General features: G+C 55.5%; 24 protein-coding genes and 1 pseudogene. 15 read left to right on the forward strand and 10 right to left on the reverse strand.

Translation table 11 applies throughout. The features are described 5' to 3' along the window. Positions 1 to 26 precede the first annotated feature (26 nt). Together rplT and HCR00_RS00805 are read left to right on the forward strand one after the other, a co-directional pair. Positions 27 to 407: a 50S ribosomal protein L20 gene (gene rplT / locus HCR00_RS00800; RefSeq protein ID WP_166985053.1), complete on the forward strand. Its 381-nt coding sequence runs from the start codon at positions 27 to 29 to the stop codon at positions 405 to 407. A gap of 80 nt (positions 408 to 487) precedes the next feature. Next, positions 488 to 1,285, forward strand: coding sequence for a TrmH family RNA methyltransferase (locus HCR00_RS00805; RefSeq protein ID WP_167141929.1), 798 nt, complete (start codon positions 488 to 490; stop codon positions 1,283 to 1,285). A 6-nt stretch (positions 1,286 to 1,291) separates the two neighbouring features. On the opposite strand, the gene HCR00_RS00810 is transcribed toward HCR00_RS00805, so the two are convergent. From HCR00_RS00810 to HCR00_RS00825, 4 genes are read right to left on the reverse strand one after another with little or no spacing between them, the layout of a single operon-like run. Then, a complete protein-coding gene (locus HCR00_RS00810) occupies positions 1,292 to 2,521 on the reverse strand; it encodes a Dyp-type peroxidase (protein WP_167141932.1) in 1,230 nt (409 codons plus the stop codon). Then, the gene (locus tag HCR00_RS00815) at positions 2,521 to 3,081 is read right to left on the reverse strand and encodes a copper chaperone PCu(A)C (protein ID WP_167141934.1); all 561 of its coding nucleotides are present in this window, start codon (positions 3,079 to 3,081) and stop codon (positions 2,521 to 2,523) included. Before HCR00_RS00815 ends, HCR00_RS00810 begins: the two co-directional genes overlap by 1 nt. A gap of 43 nt (positions 3,082 to 3,124) precedes the next feature. Next, positions 3,125 to 3,697: a copper resistance CopC family protein gene (locus HCR00_RS00820; protein ID WP_167141937.1), complete on the reverse strand. Its 573-nt coding sequence runs from the start codon at positions 3,695 to 3,697 to the stop codon at positions 3,125 to 3,127. A 25-nt stretch (positions 3,698 to 3,722) separates the two neighbouring features. Continuing rightward, positions 3,723 to 4,367: a hypothetical protein gene (locus tag HCR00_RS00825; RefSeq protein ID WP_167141940.1), complete on the reverse strand. Its 645-nt coding sequence runs from the start codon at positions 4,365 to 4,367 to the stop codon at positions 3,723 to 3,725. 109 nt (positions 4,368 to 4,476) lie between these two features. On the opposite strand from HCR00_RS00825, the gene pheS reads away from it, so the two are divergent. The 9 genes from pheS (at position 4,477) to HCR00_RS00870 (ending at position 14,595) form a co-directional block, all read left to right on the forward strand. Then, positions 4,477 to 5,517: a phenylalanine--tRNA ligase subunit alpha gene (gene pheS, locus HCR00_RS00830; protein WP_167141943.1), complete on the forward strand. Its 1,041-nt coding sequence runs from the start codon at positions 4,477 to 4,479 to the stop codon at positions 5,515 to 5,517. Beyond that, positions 5,517 to 8,054: a phenylalanine--tRNA ligase subunit beta gene (gene pheT, locus HCR00_RS00835; protein ID WP_167141946.1), complete on the forward strand. Its 2,538-nt coding sequence runs from the start codon at positions 5,517 to 5,519 to the stop codon at positions 8,052 to 8,054. Before pheS ends, pheT begins: the two co-directional genes overlap by 1 nt. A gap of 2 nt (positions 8,055 to 8,056) precedes the next feature. Beyond that, positions 8,057 to 9,130 (forward strand): N-acetyl-gamma-glutamyl-phosphate reductase, encoded by a 1,074-nt coding sequence (argC, locus tag HCR00_RS00840; RefSeq protein ID WP_167141948.1) that lies wholly within the window; start codon positions 8,057 to 8,059, stop codon positions 9,128 to 9,130. Beyond that, complete coding sequence (gene argJ, locus HCR00_RS00845) at positions 9,127 to 10,329, forward strand: bifunctional glutamate N-acetyltransferase/amino-acid acetyltransferase ArgJ (protein WP_167141951.1); 1,203 nt, start codon at positions 9,127 to 9,129, stop codon at positions 10,327 to 10,329. The genes argC and argJ overlap by 4 nt, the downstream gene beginning before the upstream one ends. Before the next feature lie 8 nt (positions 10,330 to 10,337). Then, complete coding sequence (gene argB, locus HCR00_RS00850) at positions 10,338 to 11,288, forward strand: acetylglutamate kinase (protein WP_166985027.1); 951 nt, start codon at positions 10,338 to 10,340, stop codon at positions 11,286 to 11,288. Between the two features lie 5 nt (positions 11,289 to 11,293). Next, positions 11,294 to 11,788, forward strand: a complete 495-nt coding sequence (locus HCR00_RS00855) for a prepilin peptidase (protein WP_167141954.1) — start codon at positions 11,294 to 11,296, stop codon at positions 11,786 to 11,788. A 9-nt stretch (positions 11,789 to 11,797) separates the two neighbouring features. Continuing rightward, complete coding sequence (gene fdxA, locus HCR00_RS00860) at positions 11,798 to 12,118, forward strand: ferredoxin (protein WP_166985023.1); 321 nt, start codon at positions 11,798 to 11,800, stop codon at positions 12,116 to 12,118. Then, positions 12,118 to 13,224: a succinyldiaminopimelate transaminase gene (dapC, locus tag HCR00_RS00865; RefSeq protein ID WP_167141957.1), complete on the forward strand. Its 1,107-nt coding sequence runs from the start codon at positions 12,118 to 12,120 to the stop codon at positions 13,222 to 13,224. The genes fdxA and dapC overlap by 1 nt, the downstream gene beginning before the upstream one ends. A gap of 72 nt (positions 13,225 to 13,296) precedes the next feature. Further along, positions 13,297 to 14,595 (forward strand): citrate synthase, encoded by a 1,299-nt coding sequence (locus tag HCR00_RS00870; RefSeq protein WP_424945185.1) that lies wholly within the window; start codon positions 13,297 to 13,299, stop codon positions 14,593 to 14,595. A gap of 93 nt (positions 14,596 to 14,688) precedes the next feature. Here HCR00_RS00870 and dapD read toward each other — a convergent pair whose 3' ends face one another. After that, a complete protein-coding gene (dapD, locus tag HCR00_RS00875) occupies positions 14,689 to 15,660 on the reverse strand; it encodes a 2,3,4,5-tetrahydropyridine-2,6-dicarboxylate N-succinyltransferase (protein ID WP_167141961.1) in 972 nt (323 codons plus the stop codon). Positions 15,661 to 15,698: 38 nt separating this feature from the next. On the opposite strand from dapD, the gene dapE reads away from it, so the two are divergent. Both dapE and HCR00_RS00885 read left to right on the forward strand, forming a co-directional pair. Then, complete coding sequence (gene dapE / locus HCR00_RS00880) at positions 15,699 to 16,802, forward strand: succinyl-diaminopimelate desuccinylase (RefSeq protein ID WP_167141963.1); 1,104 nt, start codon at positions 15,699 to 15,701, stop codon at positions 16,800 to 16,802. 102 nt (positions 16,803 to 16,904) lie between these two features. After that, on the forward strand, positions 16,905 to 17,072 hold the full coding sequence (locus HCR00_RS00885; protein ID WP_166985015.1) for a DUF3117 domain-containing protein: 168 nt from the start codon (positions 16,905 to 16,907) through the stop codon (positions 17,070 to 17,072). Between the two features lie 2 nt (positions 17,073 to 17,074). On the opposite strand, the gene HCR00_RS00890 is transcribed toward HCR00_RS00885, so the two are convergent. Further along, positions 17,075 to 17,704 (reverse strand): O-methyltransferase, encoded by a 630-nt coding sequence (locus tag HCR00_RS00890; protein WP_166985013.1) that lies wholly within the window; start codon positions 17,702 to 17,704, stop codon positions 17,075 to 17,077. A 61-nt stretch (positions 17,705 to 17,765) separates the two neighbouring features. Between HCR00_RS00890 and HCR00_RS00895 the strand changes: the two genes are divergently transcribed. Further along, complete coding sequence (locus HCR00_RS00895) at positions 17,766 to 18,197, forward strand: twin-arginine translocase TatA/TatE family subunit (protein WP_166985012.1); 432 nt, start codon at positions 17,766 to 17,768, stop codon at positions 18,195 to 18,197. A gap of 37 nt (positions 18,198 to 18,234) precedes the next feature. On the opposite strand, the gene HCR00_RS00900 is transcribed toward HCR00_RS00895, so the two are convergent. The 3 genes and pseudogenes from HCR00_RS00900 to HCR00_RS00910 form a co-directional block, all read right to left on the reverse strand. Continuing rightward, positions 18,235 to 19,347, reverse strand: a complete 1,113-nt coding sequence (locus HCR00_RS00900; protein WP_243854479.1) for an Mrp/NBP35 family ATP-binding protein — start codon at positions 19,345 to 19,347, stop codon at positions 18,235 to 18,237. Positions 19,348 to 19,533: 186 nt separating this feature from the next. After that, positions 19,534 to 20,010, reverse strand: a pseudogene (locus HCR00_RS00905) (DUF1003 domain-containing protein); the annotation flags it as partial. Continuing rightward, a complete protein-coding gene (locus HCR00_RS00910; protein ID WP_166985010.1) occupies positions 20,010 to 21,260 on the reverse strand; it encodes a magnesium transporter MgtE N-terminal domain-containing protein in 1,251 nt (416 codons plus the stop codon). The pseudogene HCR00_RS00905 and the gene HCR00_RS00910, both read right to left, overlap by 1 nt. A gap of 107 nt (positions 21,261 to 21,367) precedes the next feature. Between HCR00_RS00910 and HCR00_RS00915 the strand changes: the two genes are divergently transcribed. Further along, on the forward strand, positions 21,368 to 21,886 hold the full coding sequence (locus HCR00_RS00915) for a general stress protein (RefSeq protein WP_167141966.1): 519 nt from the start codon (positions 21,368 to 21,370) through the stop codon (positions 21,884 to 21,886). Here the strand turns inward: HCR00_RS00915 and HCR00_RS00920 are convergent. Then, positions 21,883 to 23,295 carry an aminopeptidase P family protein gene (locus HCR00_RS00920; RefSeq protein ID WP_167141968.1) on the reverse strand — a complete coding sequence of 471 codons (1,413 nt, stop codon included), beginning with the start codon at positions 23,293 to 23,295 and terminating at the stop codon, positions 21,883 to 21,885. The genes HCR00_RS00915 and HCR00_RS00920 overlap by 4 nt on opposite strands. Between the last annotated feature and the right edge of the window lie 42 nt (positions 23,296 to 23,337).

Raw genomic sequence — 23,337 nt, forward strand, 5'->3', positions numbered from 1 at the left:
AAAGAATTTAAAGGAAATAAACACAAATGGCAAGAGTAAAGCGCGCAGTCAACGCGCACAAGAAGCGTCGTACAGTTCTCGATCGCGCATCAGGCTACCGCGGTCAGCGGTCACGTCTCTACCGCAAGGCTAAAGAGCAGCTGCTCCACTCATACGAGTACTCATTCAACGATCGCCGTAAAAACAAGGGCAACTTCCGCCGCCTTTGGATCCAGCGCATCAACGCCGGTGCTCGTGCAAACGGCCTTACCTACAACCGTTTTATCCAGGGCCTGTCTCTGGCGGGTATCGAGGTAGACCGTCGCATCCTGTCAGAGCTTGCTACCAACGAGCCAGCAACCTTCGCACAGCTTGTGCAGGCGGCTAAAGACGCTTTGCCTGAAGACACTTCTGCACCAAAGGCATAACCTGTAGGTGTTTTGTGGATCGGGCCGCTCTTTTGGGAGCGGCCCGATTTGTGTTTAGAAGTTCACTGTAAAGTTTTTATGTGATCGAAAACCCAAAATCTGCACAAATTAAAAAGGTGGCGGTGCTGCAGCAGAAAAAGCAGCGGCTCCTGACAGGGCGTTTTATCGTTGAAGGCCCACACGCCGTAGAGGAAGCATTGCGCTTCCAGCCTGCGGGGGTGCGGGTTATTTACACAACGCACGCCGGCCGCTCACGTTTCGAGAACTTGGATCGTGATGCTGATGCCGCCGGTGTGCGGATCGAAATGGTTAGTGAACAGGTGCTTGCCGCTCTTAGTGACACTGTAACACCGCAGGGGGTTGTTGCTGTTGTTGATATTCAGAACCCGCCTGTTGCTGAAACGGTGACAAGCGCAAAACTTGTGGCTGTGTTAATTGATGTGCGTGACCCGGGGAATGCCGGAGCTGTGCTGCGGGCGGCAGACGCTGCCGGAGCTGACGCCGTAATTTTTGCGGGGGAGAGCATCGATCCGTGGCACCCGAAAGTGGTGCGAGCCACAACCGGTTCACTGTTTCACCTCCCAATCAGCTATGAGCGTGACAGTGTGCAAGTTTTAGACACACTCACAGCTGTGGGGCTGCTAACGATTGCGGCAGACATTCGCGGCACCGATTTGCAGCCGCTCGACCCGATACTCAGTCAGCGCACCGCATGGATTTTTGGCAATGAAGCACACGGTTTAAAAAGCGAAGAACGCGAACGCTGTGATCATGTGCGAAAACTTCCCATATACGGGCAGGCTGAGTCACTAAATCTTGCTACCGCTGCTGCTGTCTGTCTCTACACGAGCGCCTTCCAACAGCAGGCTGGTGCGTGAATTAGGCTAAGCAAACAGGGTTTCCCCGAGCATTCCGCCTTTTTGCCAACCGGGCGGAAGCGCAAACACCGCTGATCCAATATGTGTCACCCAGGTGTTGAGCAGATCAAGCTCATCTAACCGCTGTTGAATCGGCACGAACTGGCGCAAGGGATCCTGTTGAAAACAGATAAACAGCAGCCCCTGTTCGCTACCCGCATCATAGTTGTATGAGCGGCGCAGAATCCGTTCTGCGCTCTGTGTGCTGTGCGCTCTGCGAATGTGCGCACCGGCATGAATTATCGGTAGCCCAACAGCGTTGGTGGCCTCAAAGTCGGGTTCGTCAAACTCTGAATTTCCGGTGAGGGGAGAACCGTTTGCAAGTGTGCGCCCAACAACATTTTCACGCCCGACACGATCTACCTGATCCCAGGTGTCCATCTCCATGCGGATGCGCCGCAGCACAAAAGCTGTGCCACCGGAGAGCCAGCTGGCAGCAGAATCTAGCCAAACAGTCTCACTCATGTCACTGTCGCTAGTAACATTTGGGTTTACTGTGCCGTCTATCTGACCCATTAAGTTACGCATTGTGGTTCCGCTCTTTTCAGAACCGTAAGCGCGTCTAAAGCCGTCTTGACACCAGAAGAGGGATGCAAAACCGCGCACCGTTTTTTGCAGCATCCGTGATGCGTGTGCAACAGTGAGCGCATCGTCGCTGCATATTTGGAGCAGCAGATCGCCACCAACAAACTCTTCCTGCAGTGCGTCACGGCTGAAATCCGGCAGCGGGGCAAGCCACTCCGGAAGACGCCGCGGATTAACACGTCTTACTAGCTCTGCGCCGAAACCAACTGTGACTGTGAGACCTGCCGGGCTTGCCGCTAGCTGCGGTTCGTTATCAGCGAGTGCTCCCTGCCCGGTCGTCAAAGCTTCAATGTCGTCCGTTAGCACGCGCAGCAGACGTTTTAATGCAGCAGCGTCTGTTGCAGCGTGCAGATTAAACGCCAGCAGCCTGGCGTGACTCTGCGGCTCAGTTGTGATACCCGCTTGATGCACACCGTGACAGGGGATTACCGTATCACCGTTAAGAGACTGCTCAGCATGTTTCGGGGCGCGTGCTGAGCTGTTTAAGGCGTGCGCCGCAAAGACGGAGGCTGCGCCAACACCGAAACCCGCTGCCGCACCAGCCAAAAGTGAGCGACGGCTGACGCCGGTTGTTACACCAGCGTCAGCCTGCGCATCTTTATCGCTTGTCATTAGTGGTCGTGATCGTGGTCGTGTTCTGCCTCATGCTCGGCATAACCCTCTTCTGCGCCAGCGTAATCGCGTGCTTCGGCTGTCAGTTCAAAAGTCGAGCCGTCGCTGAAGGTGAGGGTGAGAGCCACTGAATCACCGGCGAGGATATCGCGCTTTAGATCCATCAGCATGAAGTGATACCCGCCCGGCTCAAAGGCGACCGTCTCGTCTGGCCCAATCACGAGATTAGTTGCGGTCTCCTGCATCATGCCGTTTACAACCTCATGCACCTGAACTGAGCCAGCGCTGTCGCTGGTCACACCGGTCAGTTCGAGCGGAGTTTCACCTTCGTTGTGCAGCTCACCAAAGACAGCCGTCATCTCACCTGCAGCGGCAGATTTTACCCAAGTGTGATGAGTGTGCATATGCGCTTCATTGTGAGCGTGCGACTCATGCTCCGCGTGTGACTCGTGTGCGTCTGTCGATGCTGCATCGGTGTTGTTAGCGCAAGCACCGGTAGCGAGCGCGAGGGCGACAAGAGCGGTCGCAGCGGCTGATTTGCGAACAGATGATTTAAACATAGAAATGTCCTTAAAAATTTTTTAAAACGTAAATTAATCTTGATTATTTGCGCGCGCTGTTATTGCGCTGGTACCAGACGATAACCGCGATAACAATCGCAGCAAAGACGAACACAGCGATTGAAGCCCAAACTACTGCTGCCGCACCGGGAGGCTCCTCTTCTGCCGCAGTGGTAGCCTGGCCTACCTGCTGGTTCTTAAGCCCTGCAGCGTAGTCGGCGAGCTCTTTGGCTGTGACATCACCAACGCCAAACACATAGCTTCCTTCTATCGGGTGACCGTCTGAGGAGACAACACGCCAAGCAACCGAATAGAGCCCGTTCAGCTCAGCAGAAATCGGCAGCGTCAGAGTGTCACCGTCAATCTTTAACTCACCCGTCGAAACCTCACCCTGCTGCTTTGCACTAATGGTGACCACATTGCCGCCAGCGATGTCTGTCACCGCTGCGCTAAAACGCAGTGTCAGCTCGCTGGGAGACGCGCCCAAAATTTCATTTGCGGCGGGTGTGGAATCAACAAGTCTGTCGTGCGCAGACGCAGCCGTAACCGGCAGCACAGTCGCAAAAACTAAAACGCACAGCGCGACTAGAGGGCGCAAAATTTTACTAATAGACATATTTTCCCCTAGAAACAATTATTTGTTAGCAATAACTGTTGTGCGCTGGCGGTCCACGAAAGCGCATACCGGAGAAAGTAAAATCCTTAATTTTTAGGGAGGGTCGATGCTCCGCACCCGGCAGCTCAACAGAGAGCTTGGGGGGCAAAATGTGCGATACGGTTGCACGATGCAGACAAAACTGCAGCCTGTGCCGCAGATATGACACGGTCTGCTGCACACGATCCGCACCCTTAGCAGCGTTGAGCAGAAGCAGCGTAGTGAGAGCAGCTACCACAGCGTGCGCTAAAAACATTTGCGCACCGCTCAAGAACAGCTCGCTGGTATGACCGGTGACGTTAAAAACAAACTTAGGCACAGCGTGCGAATGCTGGTGTGAGCTGGCAAGAAACCCGGTCGGCGAGAGGCCGGCCATCCCAACAAACACCCAGTGGAAGAGAGTCTGCGTTAACAGCACAGACAGCGTCAGCAGCGGAGCACGCCAGCGGCGACCGGTTGCAAGCAGCGCAAACGGCCAGGCAACGAGAGTGGTGCACACAATTGCTGTCAGACTTGGTGCAGCAGCACCGGCGAGCGTATGCGCCAAAGCACCGACACTGCTTGCAAACAGCGCAATCACACCAGCGACAAAACCGCGACTGGCGTGACTTTCAAAAACACTAGCTTGCATACTGCTTAAATTATAGATCTATTGCACAGCTAGCTTGCGAGCACGCGCACCCGCACCGCCAGTGTGCGCACATAGCCGGCCGTTCAAAACGGCACTAGAATGAGTATTTGTGTCAGATGTGAACCCAATTAGCCAAGAAACCGTTCAAGAAGCTGTTACGCTCGCGCTCGCAGCGTGTGAGGCCGCACAGAATCTATCTGAGTTAAAAGCGGCAAAAACTCAGCACACAGGTGAGCAGTCTGCTCTTGCGAAACTAAATTCGCTGATGCGTGAGGTGCCAAAGGAGCTGAAAGCTGAAACCGGCAAGCTAATGGGGCAGGCGCGCGGCCGGGTGGAAAGCGCCTACGCACAGCGCGAAGCAGTTTTGGCAAAACAGGAAGCGGAAGCGCGGCTGCGCGCAGAAACTGTTGACGTGACCGCCACCGCACCGCGTCGCGCGGTGGGGGCGAGGCATCCGCTTGCGCAGTTGATGGAAGAAATTTCAGACATCTTCATCGCTATGGGTTGGGAAGTGGCCGAAGGCCCAGAGCTCGAACATGAGTGGTACAACTTTGACGCCTTAGGTTTTGACCCGGATCATCCCGCCCGCGCTGAAGCTGACACTTTCTATGTCAGCCCAACTGACGCACACCTGTTGCTTCGCACGCACACATCCCCGGTGCAGGTGCGTGCCTTGTTGGATCGCGAGCTGCCGCTTTACGTTGTTGCGCCGGGGCGCGTCTATCGCACAGACGAGTTGGACGCAACGCACACCCCTGTGTTCCATCAGATTGAGGGAATCGCTATCGACCGAGGTTTAACGATGGCGCATTTGAAGGGCACGCTTGAGCACTTTGCGCGGCGCATGTTTGGTGAGGAAGCCAGGATCCGGCTGCGGCCAAACTTTTTCCCGTTTACCGAGCCGAGCGCAGAGATGGACGTCTGGTTTCCGAATGCACGCGGCGGTGCGAGATGGATCGAGTGGGGTGGCTGCGGCATGGTTGACCCTAACGAGCTGTTTGCGGTTGGCTTAGACCCTAATGAATACCAGGGGTTTGCGTTTGGTATGGGTATCGAACGGACCCTCCAATTTAGGAACAACATCAACGATATGCGCGACATGGTTGAGGGCGATGTGCGCTTCAATGCACAGTTCGGAGGACTTATCTAATGCGTATCCCACTCAGCTGGTTGAACGAGCACGTAGAGCTTAAGGACCCATCGCTTGACGCTGTGCACGCTGCGCTTGTGAGCGTTGGCTTTGAAGAAGAAGACACACACAGCTTTGATTTTTCCGGGCCGATCGTTGTTGGTGAGGTGCTGGAACGCACTCCCGAAGAGCACTCGAACGGTAAAACAATTAACTGGTGTCAGGTGCGCGTTGCGCCCGCCGGTGAAACCGCAGCAGATGGCGGCGCGGATGTGCGGGGTATCGTCTGCGGTGCACACAATTTTGAGGTTGGCGATAAAGTCATCACAACCCTGCCCGGTGCTGTGCTGCCCGGCAACTTCCAGATCGCCGCGCGCAAAACATACGGGCACGTCTCTGACGGGATGCTTGCATCCGCCCGCGAATTAGGTTTGGGTGAGGATCATGACGGTATTATCACCCTCCGCAGGTTAGGGCTTGATGCGCCGGTTGGAACACCTGCGCATGACGTGCTTGGCACCGGTGACAGTGCGGTGGAAATAAATGTCACCCCGGATCGCGGATACGCTTTTAGCATCCGCGGTGTAGCTCGCGAATACTCACACGCAACCGGCGCAAAGTTCACCGATCCAGCAATCGAACTGACTGCGCGCAGTAAGCAGTCTGAGTTTTCCGGTTTCCCTGTGAAACTTGACGACCAGGCACCGATTCGCGGTCGTGCTGGTGTGCAGGGCTTTGTCGTGCGCAAAGTAACAGGCGTAGATCAGTCGCGCCCGACACCGCAGTGGATGGTTGCGCGCCTGCTGCTAGCCGGTCAGCGCCCGTTGAGTCTTGCCGCTGACATCTCAAACTACGTCATGCTTGAACTGGGCAACCCACTGCACGCATACGATGCCGCAAAGGTTCAGGGCGGCCTCGGTGTGCGTCGCGCCACCGCGGGAGAAACCCTGGTCACGCTTGACGGAACCACGCGCAAACTTGATACAGAAGACCTCGTCATCGTCGATGACAGCGGCGTAATCGGTCTGGCCGGTGTTATGGGCGGCGAGAGCACTAAGACCACCGCGGAGACAACCGAGGTGCTAATTGAGGCGGCCACTTTTGACCCTGTTTCAATTGCGCGCTCTGTGCGTCGCCACAAACTGCCGAGTGAGGCGGCGAAGCGTTTTGAGCGCAGCGTTGATCCGTTGGTTGCTGAAGCGGCAGCGCAGCGTATGGTTGACCTGCTCGTTGAATACGGTGGTGGCTCTGCATCTGCGGAGGGTGCGCGACTTACCGCAGCGCATGAACCTGTGACGATAGAGCTAGCAGCTGATGCACCGCAAAAACTTGTTGGTGTCGACTACAGCGCTGAAAGCATAACTACGGCACTAGAAATGATTGGGTGTGAGGTTGCGGCTGTAGACGGCGGCTACCGAGTGACCGCACCGAGCTGGCGCGCAGATCTGACACGTCCGGCAGATCTTATCGAAGAGATAGCGCGTATCAACGGCTACGATCAAATTCCATCGCAGCTGCCTGTTGCACCTCCAGGGCGCGGGCTCACCCGTGCGCAGCAGCTGCGTCGGCGTGCAGCAAACTTTGCTGCAGCGGCCGGTCTGACAGAGGTTATTATCGCGCCTTTTGTTAGCCAGGCACAGCTTGAAACCTTTGCTGCCGAGGATTTTAACTACAAAGTAAACGCGGTGCGGCTCACTAACCCGCTGGACGGTCAGGCACCGTATCTGCGGGTGTCACTGCTGCCGGGGCTTATCACAGCAGCGCAGCGCAACCACTCCCGCGGGCTGGTTGATGTGGCGCTGGTTGAGTTTGGTTCAATCTTTGTGGCAGAAAACGGTAACACGAAGATCGGCACCAAGACTGTGCCGCCGATGGCACAGTTGCCGTCTCCTGAGGTTATCGCTGAACTTAATGCATCACTGCCTGACCAGCCGCGCATGGTTGCCGCCCTCATGACCGGGGCTGCGCAGCAGGCTGGCTCCGCGCAAACGCAACGCACCTACGACTGGGCTGACGCACTTGAAACGGCTCGCGGTATCGCATGGTCGTTCGGCGCACAGCTTGATGTGCGGCAGGCTAGCAGGCCGGGTTTTCACCCCGGACGCACCGCTGAGCTGCTTTTAGCGGGTGAGGTTATCGGAGTTGCCGGTGAACTGCACCCGGAGGTGGTTGCGGCTGCGCACCTGCCGTTTGCTGTTGCAGCGCTCGAAATGAACCTAGATAAGTTGATTGAGCTCGCACCGCAGGTGACGCAGGCACAACAGCTTTCGACAATGCCTGCCGCAACACAGGACGTCACCCTCCTGGTTGCCGCTGATACTCCTGCTGCCGCTGTGCAGACAGCATTTGCTGCTGGTGCGGGTGACCTGCTCGAGTCGGTGCGGTTGGTTGATGACTACCGTGGTGACAGTGTGCGCGAGGGCGAGAAAGCGCTGACTTTCAAACTGCGCTTCCGTGCTGCGGATCGCACGCTGAAAGCTGAGGAAGCAAGCGAAGCCAAGCTGCAGGGCGTAGCGCGCGCGGCAGAAACCGTTGGCGCTCGTCTGCGTGAGGTGTGATTGTGTCTTATCGAATTGCGGTCGCTGGCGCTAGCGGATACGCCGGAGGTGAGTTGCTGCGTCTTCTCGCAGGTCACCCTGATTTTGAGGTTGTCACCGTTGCCGGGCACTCTAGTGCTGGTGACCTGCTGGGGCAGCATCAGCCGCAGTTGCGGTCGCTGGCGCACTTACGGCTGCAGAAAATTAGCGCTGAGGTGCTTGACGGGCATGACATTGTGTTTTTTGCGCTACCGCACGGGGCTTCAGGCGCAATAACTGCAAAACTAGAAAACACGCAGCTTGTGGTTGATTGCGGCGCAGATCACCGTCTTGAAAATGCGGCAGACTGGCAGGAGTATTACGGCTCAGAATTTGCTGGCATCTGGGCTTACGGTGTGCCTGAGTTGATTATTGATGCGGTGCATGGCACCCGGCAGCGAGAGGTGCTCGCGCGCGAACTAACAGCGGGTAGGGGGCGGATCGCGGCTCCCGGATGCAACGCTTCAACTGTTGCGCTGTCACTAGCGCCCGGATTTGCAGCCGGGGTGCTGGCAGAGGACGCTGATATTGTGACGGCTTTAGCGGTTGGCCCGTCAGGTGCCGGCAAAACTTTAAAGCCGCACCTGCTTGCCGCCGAGATGCTGGGATCGGCAAGCCCCTACGCTGTTGGCGGCAGCCACCGACACATTCCCGAGATTTTGCAATCACTGCGCAAAGCGGGAGCCTCTGAGCGGGTAACTTTAAGTTTCACCCCGATGCTGGTGCCCATGGCGCGCGGTATTCTCGCCACCAGCACCGCTAAACTCCGTGACGGGGTAACAGCCGCTGCGGTGCGCGCTGCCTGGGAGAATGCATACGCTGACGAACCTTTTGTGCACGTACTCCCAGCGGGTGTAGAGCCGCGAGTTGCCGATACTATCGGTGCGAACACCTGCGTTATGAGTGTTGCGGTTGACGAAAAAGCTAAGCGTGTAGTGGTTGTGGCAGCTCTCGACAATCTTGCAAAGGGCACCGCCGGTGCTGCTGTGCAGTCAGCTAATATCGCGCTTGGACTGCCGGAATCTACCGGCTTGACTATGAACGGAATCGCGCCATGAACGTCACACACCCAAAAGGATTTGTTGCTGCTGGTGTTGCAGCCGGTATCAAGCAAAACGGCAAACTTGATTTTGCTGCAGTGGTTAATCTTGGCCAGAATCCTGTGGGAGCGGCCGTTTACACAAGCAACAGGGCCAAAGCAAACCCGATTCTGTGGTCTGAGAGCGTCGACATTGAAAATACTCGCGCGGTTGTATTAAATTCAGGCGGCGCAAACTGCTTTACGGGTGAGTTTGGCTATGAGACAACGAAGCAAACCGCTAACCGCGCAGCTCACCTAATTACAGAGCGTTTTGGTGGGGAACTCGGTGAAACGCGCCCAGCACAAATTCAGGTGTGTTCGACCGGTCTCATCGGCGCCGGCGGCGCAGATTTTCGTGCCGCAGTTCTTAACGGCGTTGAGTGCGCTATAACGCAGCTTGCCTCGGATACAGCAGCTGGTGACGCAGCCGCGCAAGCGATTATGACAACCGACACCGTTATTAAAACAGCCCACATCGAGGGTGAAAACGGATACCGTATCGGTGCGATCGCTAAGGGTGCCGGAATGCTTGCGCCGGGTCTTGCAACGATGCTGGTGGTGATTACAACAGACGCCAGACTTGCGCCGCAAGAACTGCAGCAGGCGCTTGAGGCGGCTGTCGGCCAGACGATTAACCGCCTCGACTCCGACGGTTGCATGTCGACAAACGATCAGGTGACGCTGCTCTCTAGCGGGGTCAGTGACGCAGATGTTGATGCGACAGAATTTACCCGCAATCTCACCGCCGTCTGTGACTCGCTCGCTGCGCAATTACAGGCGGATGCAGAGGGTGCCAGTCACACGATCGACATTACGGTAACGGGTGCCAAGAGCGAAAGAGACGCAGAAGAGGTTGGGCGTGCACTGGCGCGCAACAATCTTTTCAAAACAGCGATATTCGGCAATGATCCGAACTGGGGCCGGGTGCTCGCAGCGATCGGCACCACAAACGCGGTGTTTGATCCATACAAGGTTGATGTCAGCTTTAACGGCGTGCGCCTGTGCAGCAATGGCGGGCCGGATCGACCGGTTGCAGAGTGCGATCTGCGACCAAAACACACACTGGTTGAAATCAATTTGTTTGCGGCTGTGGGTGACAGCTCTTACACCGCGACTATTCGAACCAACGACCTGACAACAGACTACGTGCACGAAAACAGTGCATATTCAAGCTAGGTGAGTTGATGAGCGTTTTTCATGATCACAGCGACCCCGAACTGGTCCGTCTGAAAGCTGCTGCTTTAGTTGAAAGCCTGCCGTGGTTGAAAAAATACAACGGTAAGATCATGGTGATCAAATTTGGTGGCAATGCAATGGTTGATCCGAAACTATTCCAAGCGTTTGCGGAAGATGTGGTTTTTCTGCGCTTGGCCGGTATTCGTCCGGTGATAGTGCACGGCGGCGGGCCACAGATCAATGAAATGCTCACAAAACTGGGTATTCAGAGTGAGTTTCGGGGAGGGTATCGCGTCACAACTCCAGAAGCAATGGAGGTTGTGCGAATGGTGCTCACCGGTAAGGTTAATCCGCGCTTGGTGGATGAGATAAACACGCACTCACCGTTCGCTATCGGGCTCAGCGGTGTTGACGCCGGCCTTTTTAACGCCGTAAAACGGGAGCCGCAGCGGGTTGACGGCGAGCTAATCGACTTTGGGCAGGTGGGCGATATTATCAGCGTGCGTGTCGATCCTGTCTTAGCGATGCTTGATCGCGGGCTTATCCCGGTGGTGTCATCAATTGCCGCCGACCAGAAACAGACCGGCGTAGCGTTAAATATTAACGCCGATGCAGCCGCAGGGGCGCTCGCTTCAACTCTCGGGGCCGAAAAACTGGTTATTCTGACAGATGTTAAGGGCGTCTACGCAAACTGGCCGGACACCGCGTCTCTGATCAGCAGCATGAGCGTTTCGGAGCTTGAAGAGTTGCTCCCAAACCTTGCCGGTGGCATGATTCCAAAGATGAAAGCGTGTATCGGCGCAGTGCGCGGGGGTGTGCCGCAGGCCGCTGTTATCGATGGCCGCGAGCCACACTCGGTGCTGCTGGAGATTCTTACCGATAATGGCATCGGCACTGCGGTTGTGGCAGATGAGATTGCGACACCCGCAACCAGTTCTATCCCGGTAATCACAGGGTAACAGCGATGTTTGCCGGGCTTTCTGTGTGGCAGCTGCTGTTGCACGGAGCCCTGCTCGCTATCCACATTTGTTTGGTGCGGATCGATTTTGCTGAGCGTCGCCTGCCAAACCCGCTGGTGTTAAGCGCTACCGTCTGCAGTGTTTTACTGTGGTTTGCAGAAGGTGCTGCTGTTGCACATTTGCTGTGGGCGCTAGGCGTTTCTGCTGTGCTGCTTGTGCTGAAACTTGTTGCGCCACACGCTATCGGTTGGGGCGATGTCAAACTGTTTCCGTCCCTCCTGATCGGAATGCTCACATATGTGGCGCCTGCCGTAATAGTTATTTACTGTGCGCTGGTTTCACTGTTTTTGTTTGTGACGCTAAAGATCGCGGTAAAAGTAGCGGATGGGCGGTTGATATCGCGCGATCCGCAAGCTCAAAAATTTATTGCCGCAGGGCCCGCGTTAATTTTCTCCTACTGGGTGGTAGTTCTGAGCGCGCTCTTATTGAAAGCTGTCTAGGATAGACGTATGACTTACGTGATCGCCCTGCCGTGTGTAGATGTGAAAGACCGTGCATGTGTCGATGAGTGCCCGGTTGACTGTATTTATGAGGGCGAACGCTCACTCTATATTCACCCCGATGAGTGTGTCGACTGCGGTGCTTGCGAGCCTGTGTGCCCGGTAGAAGCGATTTACTACGAAGACGACCTGCCTGATGAGTGGCAGGAATACTACAACGCCAACGTTGAGTTTTTTGACGAGATAGGCTCACCTGGCGGAGCCGCAAAAGTTGGCGCCTATGATTTTGACCACCCGCTCATAGCAGCGCTGCCACCGCAGGGGGAGTAATGCGACAGCTGCCTGAATACCCCTGGGATACTCTTAAGCCTTACGTTGATAGGGCAAAGGCTCACCCGGAGGGCGCAATCGATCTTTCTGTCGGATCGCCGGTTGACGCCACCCCCGACAGCGCCCGTGCGGCACTTGCAGACGCGAGTGCGGCGCAGGCGTATCCGGCGACAGTGGGCAGTCTTGAACTGCGTGAGGCGATAGTCGCCTGGTATCAGCGGCGCCGCGGTGTGCAGTTAGCGGAAACGAATGTGCTGCCGACCGTCGGGTCAAAAGAACTGGTGGCGCTGCTGCCGTTTTTGCTCGGGCTTGGTGCGGGTGATGCCGTAGTGTATCCGGAAATTGCATATCCGAGCTATGAAATGGGGGCAGCGTTAGTGGGCGCTGCGGCCGTGCCGTGTGATGATCCCGCTAACTGGCCGGAGAACACTAAACTTGTGTGGGTCAACTCACCCGCGAACCCGCACGGCCGAGTATTGAGTTTGGAGCAGCTGCGGGAGGCTGTCACTCGCGCGCGTGAACTTGGTGCGGTGTTGGTTTCTGATGAGTGCTATGCCGAGTTTGGTTGGGAAGCCCCCTGGGATTCAGAGCCGATTCCGTCAGTTTTAGACGCGCGTGTTGTGGGGGAAGAGATGACCGGCGTGCTGGCTGCGTACTCACTCAGCAAGCAGTCTAATCTTGCCGGGTATAGAGCCGCTTTTGTGGCTGGGGATGCCGAACTTATATCGCAGCTACTCGTTGTGCGGAAGCACGCAGGCTTAATGGTGCCTGCTCCGATTCAGGCGGCAACCGTCGCTGCGCTTGCTGACGACAATGCGGTTAGTGCGCAGAAACAGCGATATCAGGTGCGTCGAGAGGTGCTCTTACCAGCTTTGCAGAGCGGTGGCTGGCAGATAAGTCACAGTGAGGCCGGCCTTTACCTGTGGGCGACGCAGGGGGTTGACTGTTGGGATTCGATCAGTTTCCTGGCTGAGCGTGGCATTATTGCCGGGCCGGGTATTTTCTATGGCGCAGCAGGCGCTAAACACGTCCGTTTTGCGCTCACCGCCACCGACGAAAAGATAGCAGCCGCTGCAGATCGCTTACGTTCAGGAAATTTCAGATAGGCTATTTAGAAGTGCCAGCGATGACACCCTTTCGCTTGCAGTAACACTTCCGCGCCAAAGCAAGGAGATAATGTGAGCCCGAAGAATATACCTGGATCAGGTGCTTCAGCAAAGCTTGAGATTAACGGTGTAACCACTGAACTGCCGATTATTGAGGCTACGGACGGCAAGTCTGCGTTAGATATTAGCGCGCTTGCAAAAGATACCGGGCATATAACGGTCGACTACGGGTTCGTAAACACCGCACCATCACGTTCGGCTATCACCTATATTGACGGTGATGAGGGTATTCTGCGCTATCGCGGCTATCCGATTGCAGAGCTTGCAGAAAAGAGCACCTTCCTGGAGGTGGCTTACCTGCTGATCTACGGCGAACTGCCGACCGCTGAACAGATGGCGAGTTTTGACGCTGAAATTCGTCGTCACACACTGCTCCACGAAGATATGCGCTATTACTTTGAGGGAATGCCGCACACTGCGCACCCGATGGCAGTGCTCTCTGGTGGTATTCAAGCGCTGTCAACCTTCTATGAGTCATCGCTGAACACAAGTGATCCTGAGCTTGTTGAGGTAAACACTATCCGGTTGCTTGCAAAGCTTCCGGTGGTCGCAGCTTATGCGCATAAAAAATCTGTTGGTCAGGCGTTCCTGTATCCAGACAACTCGCTCAGCTACGTTGAGAACTTCCTGCGCTTGAACTTCGGTTTACGCTCTGAAGAATACGAGATTAACCCGGTGCTGGTGAAGGCCTTAGATCGCCTGCTGATTCTGCACGCCGACCATGAATTCAACGCTTCAACCTCGACCGTGCGTCTTGTGGGCTCAACCGGCGCAAATATGTTCTCTTCGATTTCTGCCGGCATTAATGCGCTGTCTGGCCCGCTCCACGGCGGCGCTAATGAAGCTGTGCTGACTATGCTCGCACAGATTCGAGACTCGGGTGAGGGTGTTCAAGCCTTTGTTGAAAAGGTGAAGCGCAAGGAAGAGGGCGTGAAGCTGATGGGCTTCGGGCACCGTGTTTACAAAAACTATGATCCACGTGCGCGTATTGTGAAGGAAAGCGCGGATCAGGTGCTCGATCTGCTCGGTATCCATGACCCGCTGCTTGATATCGCGAAGAAACTTGAACAGATTGCGCTTGAAGATGACTACTTCAAAGAGCGGCGCCTCTACCCGAACGTGGATTTCTACACCGGTGTTATCTACCGCGCTATGGGCTTTGATCCACGCATGTTTACTGTGCTCTTCGCGATCGGTCGTCTCCCGGGTTGGATCGCGCACTGGCGCGAGGCGCAGCAAGACAGCCTGACCAAAATCGGTCGACCACAGCAGGTCTATATTGGTGAGACTCTGCGCCACCTCGAGCGCTAGTTAGGCATCAATAAGCTGTTATATTGTGTGAAAAGGCTACCGAAAATTTATTTCGGTAGCCTTTTCACACAAATGCATCCGGTTACTTAAGGGTTAAGCGTGCAGATCCTTGTTTAGCGTGATACCTGCGCCGGTGCGGGGCAGTGCCTCAACTGATCCGGTAGTTGAGTTGCGACGGAAGAGCAGATTAGCAACACCTGAGAGCTCGACCGCCTTCACCGTGAGTGGTTCTGGATGCTCTGCTCCAAGACCCTTCGGAAGGTGCACCTTAGTGCCCGCTGTGACATAGAGACCAGCTTCAACGACGCTGTCATCACCGATAGAGATGCCGATGCCTGAGTTTGCGCCGAGCAAGGCGCGCTCACCAATTGTGACCCGCTGCTTTCCGCCACCGGAGAGGGTGCCCATAATTGAGGCGCCACCGCCAATGTCGCTGCCGTCACCCACAACAACACCCTGCGAGATGCGACCCTCAACCATTGAAGTGCCGAGCGTACCCGCATTAAAGTTAACGAAGCCTTCGTGCATCACGGTGGTGCCTGGAGCGAGGTATGCGCCCAAACGGATGCGAGACGTGTCAGCGATGCGCACCCCGCTCGGCGCAACATAGTCGGTGAGCCGCGGGAATTTATCGAGCCCCACCGCCGTTAACCCGGCACGCTTTAAACGGGGTAGATTCGCAGCGTAATAGTCGGCAGCGATTGGTCCTGAGCTTGTCCAGACAACGTTAGGGAGGTGACCAAAAATACCGTCAAGGTTAATGCTGTTTGGCAGCACAACTCGATGAGACAAAAGATGCAGTCGCAGATATGCATCTTTCGTGTCTGCGACAGGCTGCTGCAGATTTACGGTTATACGTTCAGTGCTGAACACTACGTCACGCAGAGAATCGCGTTCCTCGCTTGGCTGCACTGCTTCTGGAGCTATCTGATCCTTATCGGCGCTGCTTGGTGCACCCAATTTCGGATCTGGAAACCACGCGTCAAGCGTTGTTCCGCTGCTGGTGCTAGTGACCAAGGCCCAACCCCAGGCGGTTTCTTCGGAGACAATAGTTGCGTTAGTCATACCCTCAAGAATAGGGCTTAATATGTAGAGTTGAAAGTATGTCTAACACTTTTTCACCCCGTAAGCTTTCCGCGCGCACAGATCCTGTCTTACTCACGCAAGAGATTTGTGACATCGAATCAGTGTCGGGTAATGAAAAAACTCTGGCAGATAATATTCAGGCGCTGCTTGAGACAGCAGCGCACCTAAAGGTGGTGCGTGACGGTGACACGATCGTTGCCCGCACAGAGCTTGGTCGCGACCAAAGAATTATTATCGCCGGGCATATCGATACTGTGCCGTTGAACAATAATTTGCCAACCCGGTTTGAAACTGACGCAACTGGCAGAAAAATGTTGTGGGGCCGCGGCACTGTTGATATGAAAGCTGGTGTCGGTGTGCAATTAGTGTTAGCTCTCGAGCTCACAGAACCGGCTTTCGATATCACCTGGGTGTGGTATGACCATGAAGAAGTCTCGAGTGATCTGAACGGACTCGGCCGCACGCTGCGGAACAATCCAGAGCTATTCACGGGTGATCTTGCAATTCTGGGTGAGCCAACCAACGGCACGATTGAGGGTGGCTGTAACGGCACTCTGCGAGCTGAAGTTATTTTCACCGGTAAGCGTGCGCACTCTGCACGAGCGTGGCGTGGCGTTAACGCGATACACAAGGCGGCAGCAGCCCTAACAAAGCTTGAAGCTTTTGAAGCTGCAGCTGTAGAAGTGGACGGTCTGGTGTATCGCGAAGGGCTGAGCGCGGTGCGGATCAACGGCGGTGTTGCCGGAAACGTGATTCCCGATCTTGTGACAGTGGAGGTGAACTACAGATTCGCGCCGAATAAGTCGGCGGAGGATGCGGCCGCCTTCGTCACAGACTTTTTCGCAGATACGGCAGCCGATGAGGTTAAAATTGTGGATCTTGCCTCGGGTGCACGCCCCGGTCTTGATGCTGCGTTAGCGCAGGCATTGGTGGCAGCGGTTGGGGAGGAGCCGCAGGCAAAAGTTGGGTGGACAGATGTTGCGCGCTTTAGTGACATGGGAATCCCAGCGATAAACTTCGGCCCGGGCGACCCGCTGCTTGCGCACGCCGATGCGGAGGCGGTGCCGGTGCAGCAGATAACCGACTGCTATGACTCTCTGCGCAAGTTTCTATTGGGCTAACTTCAGAAGGCTAAAGAGTGCTCTCGCTCAGGCTTTCGCCAGCGACGCAATAGGAGCGCGCGCTAAAATAGAGACTGTATTCATCTGCAACAAGGAGGAACAATGGCGGCAATGAAACCACGCACCGGCGATGGGCCGATGGAAGCCGAACGCGAAGGTCGGGTAATTGTGTTGCGAGTGCCTCTTGAGGGTGGCGGCCGCCTCGTTGTCTCAATCAATGACGATGAAGCGACCGAAATGCGTGATGTGCTGACCCGCGTGGTTGGGTAACTTTAAGGCAGTCTGGTCAGTGTTAACAGGCCGTTCCCGATAGGGGAAAGCTGGCTTGAAACGGCGGGTGAATCGGCCATCATCTCAAGCAGATCACGGAAGTTTTGTGTCACCTCATCGCGCGCAGCAGGGTCAGAAACGTGACCCTCGTTAAACGCATTTGGCACAATGATCGAACCACCGGGGCGAATCACCTGCAGACCAAACTCAACATAGGCGAGCAGATTCTTCGGATCGGCGTCGATAACGAGCAGATCATAAGAACCGGTGTTTAGCCGAGGGAGCACCTCCATAGCATCCCCCTGGATCATGCGCAGCCGGCTGCCCGAGACGCCAGCCTCCTCAAATAGCGGGCGAGACTGTCGCTGATACTCGGGTTCGATATCGATTGAGGTCAGATGGGCCTGCGGAGCGTAGCGCAGCAGCGCTAAGCCAGATACACCAAGGCCGCTTCCCAACTCACAAATCTGTTTTGCCCGCGAGATGAGCACAGTGTTGCTGAGTGCTGCTGCAATGGAGCGACTGACAGGCGTGACACCCAGCTCTAGAGAGAGCCGTCGTGCCTTCGCCAGATGCTCAGTCTCTACGGGGAACTGCTCGGTGTACTGCCAGTTGCTCTCGATTTTGCTCACGTTATAAGCATAGGGCACGAATAAACGAGCGACAGATAGTTAAAGAGTAGAATAGAAATTTATGGGCCTCTCCTTCGACAAAATCATTGTGATCCTAGTTATTGCGGTGGTGATTATTGGCCCTGAGCGACTGCCTGAGATAACTGCGCGCTTCACCGAGTTTGTGAAAAATCTGCGGCGCATGACGATGACCGCAAAAGAGCGCATGCAGGAAGAAATGGGTGAGGAGTTCAACAGCGTTGACTGGAAACAGCTTGATCCCAGGCAGTATGATCCGCGCCGTATAATTCGCGATGCGCTTGCTGAAGGCGATCTTGAGGATGCAGCCGCGATAGCTCGCAAGAGAGCGGCAGCAGCTCCAAGATCCGTGCAGGTGACATCTTCTGGTGAAACAGCAGAGGGGGTGAGCGGTGCTGCAATAACCGCAGCTGCTCTCAACTCTCAGATTGAAAACGGCGCAGGTGCGCTGCCGTTTGATTCTGAAGCAACCTAAAAAATAGTTGCTTGTGAGTCCGCTTTAAATTAAGTGGCTACAGGACGCCGAGGGGGAGTTTTTTACCCGCCAAATTGCGCCCGCGCGCATCAATATCCTGTGCAATTTGCACGAGCGCCTGGCTTGCGGGGTCGGTTTGTGCGGCTAACACCGCTGGGATGCCGCGCTCTCCCGCAGATCCGAACGCGGGGGAGAGAGGCAGCTTTCCAAGCAGCGGAACGCTCAATGAGTTAGCAACCGTTTGCCCACCGCCAGAGCCAAAAATTTCTACCACGGAGCCGTCTGCGCCGGTGTAGCCACTCATGGTTTCGATGATCCCCAACAGTTTTTGGCCAGCGTTTTTAGCTAGCTCGCCCGAGCGCATTGCAACCTCTGCAGCCTGCAACTGTGGTGTGGTTACCACCAGCACTTCGGCGCGGGGCAGCAGCTGAGAAACTGAAATTGCGATATCACCTGTGCCGGGCGGCAGGTCTAAGAGCAGATAGTCAAGATCTCCGAACCACACATCGCGTAAAAACTGTTCGATTGTGCGATGCAGCATTGGCCCGCGCCAGGACACGGCCCTTCCGGCGTTTTCTGGCCCGAGAAACATGCCAATCGAGATTGCGCGCACACCGTGTGCGGCGGGTGGCATAATCATGTCACCGACTTTAGTTGGCCTGTTTTCAGGTTTTTCTTCGTGCAAACCCAATAAACGGGGAATTGAAAAGCCGAAGACATCGGCATCGACAACTCCAACACTGCGACCCATTTGCGCTAACGCCACCGCAAGATTTGCGGTAACCGTAGACTTGCCGACGCCCCCCTTGCCGCTTGTGACGGCTATCACCCGAGTGAGAGAATCAGGGCCAAACTGGTCACGCTTGCCGCCGCGCAATTTTTCGATCAACGCTTTGCGCTGCGCAGGATCCATAACACCCATTTTGAGCTCATAGCCTGTTAACCCTGCGACCGTGTCTAGCGCCTGACACACCTCGTTTTCAATCCGGTTTGCCGCTGGACAGCCAAGAATAGTGAGATCAATTTTGACTGTTGCAAAGCTATCGGTAACAGTCACTTCGCGCACCATGTCTAGCTCAGTTAGCGGGCGCCGAATTTCCGGATCGATAACCGTCTCAAGCGCACGATAGATTGCCTTTTCTAGGCTCACGCAGCACGCCTAACTGTCTTCTGGGCGAACAATATCAATGCGACCGGTTAAAGGATCTTGTTCAAGCTTAATTGCCCGAGTCTGCTCTTGGGGTTTCACGAGCTGATCCTCCGCGGTTGAGTCGGGTAAGACTTCTGTAGCGGGCTCAGCTGCTGTTGAATCGTCATCTGCTGTGGTATTTTGCGCCTCCCGTTCCTGCTCCAGCTCTTGCAGCATTGTGCGCAGTTCTTGGCGAATCCAGTCGCGGTCGGGTAGATCCTGGAGAGCAATACGCAGCGCAACAACCTCGCGTGCCATAAACTCTGTGTCGGCAAGGTTGCGCTCTGCCTGCCGCCTGTCTTGCGCGATTTGCACTCGGTCACGGTCGTCCTGCCGGTTCTGCGCGAGCAGCAGCATAGGTGCCGCATAGCTTGCCTGCAGCGAAAGGATCAGGGTCAGCGCCGTAAAACCGATAGCAGCGGAGTCAAAACGCCAGCTCTCCGGTGCGTAAGTGTTCCACAGCAGCCAGGCCGCACAGAACAGCGTCAGGATCACCAAAAAGGCCGGGGTGCCCATTGCGCGGGCAATGCTTTCAGACCACTGCCCGAAACGATCAGAGCGAGAGGGCTGTGGCGTCTGATTGTCGTCACTGGGCTCGTTGAATGAATTATTTTTACGTGCCATTACTTACCTCCCCGCATATCTTCATCAGCGTGACGCCAGTCATCGGGCAACAAATGATCGAGCACATCATCGATTGTGACAACCCCGAGAAGATTGTTGTGCTGATCAACAATCGGCACAGCTACAAGATCGTAACTGGCGAGCCTGCGCGCCACCTCCGCTGCACTCTGATCAACGCGCACCGGCTCAATCTCATCATCGAGCAGAGTGCTCAGCGTTTCGTGTGGCGGGTAGCGCAGCATCCGCTGAAAATGAACGATCCCTTTAAACTCACCTGTTGGGGTTTCAAACGGGGGAAGTGTGACATAAACAGCAGCCGCCATAGCCGCCGGCACTTCAGAGTTGCGAATGTGCGCCATCGCCTCAGCAACCGTTGATTCAGCAGAGAGCACAATGGGAGAGGGGTTCATCAAACCGCCGGCGGTATCCTGCTCGTAGGCTAGCAGGCGCCGCACGTCTTCAGCCTCTTCCGGCTCCATCAGCCCCAAAAGCTCTTCACCGTGCTGGTCGGGCAGCGCACTGATGAGGTCGGCGGCGTCATCAGGCTCCATCTGATCGAGCACGCCAGCTGCACGATCCGAATTTAGCCAAGCAAGAATTGCGAGCTGATCTGCCTCATCCATCTCTTCAAGCGCGTCTGCGACCATATCGTCAGGTAGCTGCGAAACCACTTCTTTGCGGCGACTAGACGGCAGCTCCAGCAGCGCTTCGGCAAGATCGGCAGGTTTTAGGTCGACAAGCTCTTGAATGAGGTGCTCAGCAGAGTTGGGGTCGGTCTGGTTTTCTCGATGCTGGAGCTCACCCCAGGTCACGACCTTACTAACCGGACGCGCAAAAGGCCCCGTGTTTTTCGGAATTTTTACAAACAGTTCTGAGATAACCCACTCACCGCTGCGGGTCTGCTCGAGAGCAGCGTCTTCAATGCGAGCACTCTCAGCACCTGCAACCAGTGGACGCACACGGCCAACGATTTCAGCGATAACGCGGTGTTCGCCGCCGCGCTGCTCAAAACGGCGCACATTAATCAGACCGTTCGAGATAACCTGCCCGCTCTCTACTGAAACAATGTCAGAAATAGGCACAAATACGCGTTTGCGGCCGGGGATCTCAATCACGAAACCAACCACTCTGGGCGGATCATCTTTGCGCTCAACAACAACAACGTCACGCACTTTGCCGATTCGGTCACCGTATGGATCGAAGACAGGGCGGCTGGCTAAACGAGTAATAAAGACGCGATTGTTTGACACGAAACTAGCCTACCGTTTTGCTTGTATTTTTGCGTTTACACCTGTGGTTTAGCGCGTTTACGGGTATTCCAAAGATTTCTAAAGCCGCCAGGTGCTTCAATAGAAGGGTGAATGTTCCAATTGTGCGCGACCGACGTAAACCACTAGAAGCCCTCCCAGAGCTAAGAAACAGCGAGGTTGTTTCAACCTACGATGATATTCGTGCAGCAGAACATGCGGTTGATGTGCTCTCTGAAAACGGGAGTGTGCCCGCAACTGAGATGCAGATTGTGGGCAGCGGACTGCAGCTGGTTGAGCGTCCACTCGTGAGTTTGACATACGGCAAAGTCGTGCTGCAGGGGGCCTTTACCGGTCTTTATTTCGGTTTGGGTATCGGTATGATCTGGGCCTTCACTGAGGTTGTCACAACCGGCGCATTTTCTCTTGCTGCGATTCTGCCAGCGGTTTTACTCGGGCTTGGGCTCGGTGCGCTGCTTGCGATTGTGCGCTTTGCTACCGGACGCACCAGTAGATTTGTGGCGGCGACACAGCTGCGGCCGGACCGTTTTGAACTACAGACACTGCCGCAGCATGTGCACCGGGCGCGCTCGATATTGAATCAGCACGCCTACGACTCACACCGTTAGCGTTTACCCGTCTTGACCCACGCTTCAACCGCGTCAGCTGTGCGCGGAATATCAGCTGAGAGGTTTCGCACGCCGTCCTTAGTGACAACGACGTCGTCCTCGATCCGCACACCGATACCCCAGTATTCTTCCGGCACGGTCGCATCGCCCGGGTGGAAGTAGAGGCCAGGCTCGATTGTGAACACCATGCCCTCTTCCAGCACGCCGTCGTAATACATTTCACGGCGTGCTTCAGCGCAGTCGTGCACATCGATACCGAGGTGGTGGCAGGTGCCGTGAATCATAAAACGCTTGTGGAAAGGCACATCAGGGTTTGGCTCAGCAGGAATTAGACCCCACTCACGCACACGCTCCTCAATAACTGCGAGCGCGGCATCGTGCACCTCATGAAACTTTACGCCCGGCTTTGCAGCTGCAAACGCGGCTTCAGCAGCGTCGTAAACTGCTTGGTAGATCTTGCGCTGCAGCGGTGAGAACTCACCAGAAACAGGCAGTGTGCGTGTGATGTCAGCGGTGTACAGGCTGTCAACCTCAACACCTGCGTCGAGCAGCAGCAGGTCGCCAGCATTAACCGGCCCGTTGTTTGCACCCCAGTGCAGCACACAGGCGTGAGCTCCGCTGGCGGCGATGGTTTCATAACCCACCCAGTGACCCTCAAGACGCGCCCTGGCGTGGAACACTCCGTCAACAATACGTTCGCCGCGCGCGTGTTCGATTGCGCGCGGTAGATTTTCCACAACATCGTCAAAGCCGAGCGCAGTGGCGTCAACAGCAGCCTGCATCTCGCGCACCTCATACTCATCTTTCACTAAGCGCATTTCAGCAAGCACGCGGCTAAGTTCGGCATCTTCCAGCCCGAGGTCGTCATCGCCGGCTACAAACTCGCTCAAATCGGCAGTGTTAATGCCGAGATGCTTACTAATGTGCTGCAGTGAAGGGCGCGGGCCAACCCAGAATTCACCAATATCTGCGCGGTCGAAAAATTCTGTTGAACCGCGGCCTGCTGGTGCCAGTGAGTAGAGCGTCACCCTGTGACTAGCACCGTCATTTGCAGCTTCTTCGATCGGATCAAAAACCAAAACTGCACCCGGTTCTGCATCTGAACCCCAACCGGTGAGATGACTAAAAGCGGTGTTAGCACGGAACACATAGTTAGTGTCGTTTGCACGCTGTTTTAAGATCCCTGCTGGAATAACAAGCCGTTTCCCCGGAAAAGCCGCGCTTAAAACAGCACGACGCTTTGCAGCATACGGTGCAACCTCAGCCTCGCTTGGTTCAGAAACCGGAAGATTCTCCCAATGGGAGCTCATGTATGCGGTGAAGGCATCGCTTTTTGTTAGCGTTGCACGAGCCTCATTGCTGATCTCAGCCTCGTGGGTTTTTGGAGTGCTCTTGGTAGTTTCAGTCATGTAATCAAGTATTGCAGGGAACTTCATAACGCGCATTAAAGC

This window comes from Canibacter zhoujuaniae (assembly GCF_011752005.1).
Classification (GTDB): domain Bacteria; phylum Actinomycetota; class Actinomycetes; order Actinomycetales; family Microbacteriaceae; genus Canibacter; species Canibacter zhoujuaniae.